The following is a 2297-nucleotide window of genomic DNA, read 5'->3' on the forward strand; positions in this document are numbered from 1 at the left end:
GCGCCGATCGGCCAGACCAGCCATGATTCCGGCACGCCGGCCCGGTGCAGCGCCGGGCCGAGGGTGCGCATGATTGGCTTGAGCCGGGTCATGGCGGCGAAGCCGGAGAAGGTGTTGAAGGCGATGGTCACCAGTGCGGTGACGACGTAGGCGGTAGACATCGGACGGCTCACCGGTTCCGGAAGGCGGCGAGGTGGTCGGCCACCCAGTCGCCGTAGGTTCGCGCCGGGCGGCCGAGGATCTTGTCCACCTCGCCGGTCACGGGATGCTGGTCGCGGTCGAGGTAGTGCTCATAGCGGGCCATCAGGGCGCGCGCCCATGGTTCGGGCAGTCCGTTGTCGACCAGGTGTGCGGCGACGGTGTGCGGCGACAGCTCCTCGAAGCGCAGAGGCCTGCCAAGCGTGGCGGCGATCACGGCCACCATCTCCTCGTGCGACAGCGACTGCGGGCCAGTGAGCTCCAGCCTGCGGCCGGCCAGCTCGTCGGTGAGCAGTGCACGGGCCGCGACATCGGCCAGATGCTCGTCCAGTACCGACTCCCGGAACCGAGCGTGCACGTAGCGGACGACGTCGCCGGAGCGGATCTGGGCGCCCCACGCCTGTGCGGTGTTGCCGGCGAAGCTGCTCGCCCGCAGGCTGGTCCAGGTCAGGCCGCTGGCGACGGCCGCCTCCTCGGCCTCCTTGTTGCGGTCGCCGCGCCAGCGGGAGGGTTGAAGTTCGTACGGGTCGCCGATGTTCATCGCCGACAGGGCCACCACCTTGCGGGCCACCAGCGGTGACCTCAACCCGGCCACCTGCGGCTACTTTGACACGGCCACGGACACGGCTGTGACGTTGGCCGGAGTCCGGCGTACGTGTATCGGCGCTATATGGCGTTGATCGGGATGACACCAGGCGTCGATGTACCGGATAACGTGCGCGAGTCGCGCGACCGCCGTCAGGGTGGATCCGCAGGTCGGCATGGCTGGGCGGGTGGTGATGTACCGGATAACGGTCCCTTATCCGGTACATCGAGCCCGGCAGTACGCCATTTACCACCGAGTATTCCGCGCCACCCAGCTCCGTGAGTCACAGACACGGCCTACGGCCGGTGGCTGAGGGATCAGTGGTGTCGGGTGCCGCCGTCGACGTGGATCGTCTCGCCCGTGACCCATCCCGCGCCCAAGAGCCACACGGTGGTGTCGGTGACGTCGTCGAGCGTCCCGACCCTGCCGGCGAGGGAGGCTGAGGCCGCGCCGTCGTACAGGGCGCGGCGGCGCTCGTCGGGGAGCCGGTCCCAGGCGCCGGAGTCGGTGATGCCGGGCGCGATCGCGTTGACGCGCAGCGGTGCGAGCTCAACGGCCAGGTGGGTGACCAGCGCGGCCAGGGCGGCGTTCGCGGTGCCCTTGATGACGGTGCCGGGCTTGGGCTTCCAGCCCACGATGCCGGAGAAGAACAGGAACGACCCGCCGGCTGGCATTCGGGGCGCGAAGTGCTTGGCCAGCAACAGCGGGCCGATGACTTTGGCGGCGAACGCGGCGTGGATCTTGTCGTGCTCTAGGGCAGCCACCGGCACGTCGTGGTGAGCCGACGCGGTGGAGATCACGTGGTCGAAGCCGCCGAGAGACTCCGCTGCCACAGCGATGGCAGTCTCGTTGGTGACGTCGATCTGCACCTCTGTGCCGGACCGTGCGGCGACGACGACGCGGGCGCCGGCGTGTTCGGTACGGCGGACGATCTCGGCGCCGATGCCGCGGACCCCGCCGACGACCAGGATGCGCTTGCCTGTCAGGTTCTCGCTCATGTCCGCGACGGTATAGATTGGATACCGGTATCTTCAACGCTACCGGGAGGAACTGCGTGGGTAAGGCGTACAACATCATGGCGGCGACCTGCCCGAGCCGCACCGTGCTGCACCGCATCGGAGCGCGCTGGACGGTGTTCGTCGTCAACGCCCTGGAGCAGGCGCCGATGCGGTTCACCGAACTCAAGGCTCACATCCGTGGGATCACGCCGAAGGCGCTGACCGAGACCCTGCGCGCCATGGAGGCCGACGGCCTGCTCGCCCGCACTGATCTGGGCGGCAACCCGCCACACGTCGAATACGCCCTGACCGACCTCGGCCGCTCCCTGCTGGTTCCGCTGCGTGCGGTGCGGCAGTGGGCCGAGGCCCACGTGCCGGACATCCTCGCAGCCCGCGAACAGGCCAGCGCCGAGGATGCCTACTAGGGCCTGTTTCAGAAGTGGATCACCTGGGTGGTCCACTTCCGAGACGATCTTTGTGTGGGTCGGGGTGATTTGACCGTCGCGCAGTGGGCG

At 68.8% G+C, this 2297-nt stretch carries 3 protein-coding genes; 1 reads left to right on the forward strand and 2 read right to left on the reverse strand.

The genetic code is table 11. The features are described from left to right. Positions 1-169: 169 nt before the first annotated feature. Both AB0J09_RS62675 and AB0J09_RS62680 read right to left on the reverse strand, forming a co-directional pair. Complete coding sequence (locus AB0J09_RS62675; RefSeq protein WP_360713735.1) at positions 170-784, reverse strand: hypothetical protein; 615 nt, start codon at positions 782-784, stop codon at positions 170-172. A 317-nt stretch (positions 785-1101) separates the two neighbouring features. After that, entirely contained in the window at positions 1102-1782 is a 681-nt protein-coding gene (locus AB0J09_RS62680) for an SDR family oxidoreductase (protein ID WP_360713737.1), read from the reverse strand. Positions 1783-1838: 56 nt separating this feature from the next. On the opposite strand from AB0J09_RS62680, the gene AB0J09_RS62685 reads away from it, so the two are divergent. Further along, positions 1839-2207: a helix-turn-helix domain-containing protein gene (locus AB0J09_RS62685; protein ID WP_360713739.1), complete on the forward strand. Its 369-nt coding sequence runs from the start codon at positions 1839-1841 to the stop codon at positions 2205-2207. Positions 2208-2297 lie beyond the last annotated feature (90 nt).

The organism is Nonomuraea sp. NPDC049784 (assembly GCF_040659615.1).
Classification (GTDB): Bacteria; Actinomycetota; Actinomycetes; order Streptosporangiales; family Streptosporangiaceae; genus Nonomuraea.

Bases quoted from the DNA above. Each gene is read 5' to 3' on its own strand.
- AB0J09_RS62680 (WP_360713737.1), bottom strand. From the start codon at position 1,782: ATGAGCGAGAACCTGACAGGCAAGCGCATCCTGGTCGTCGGCGGGGTC.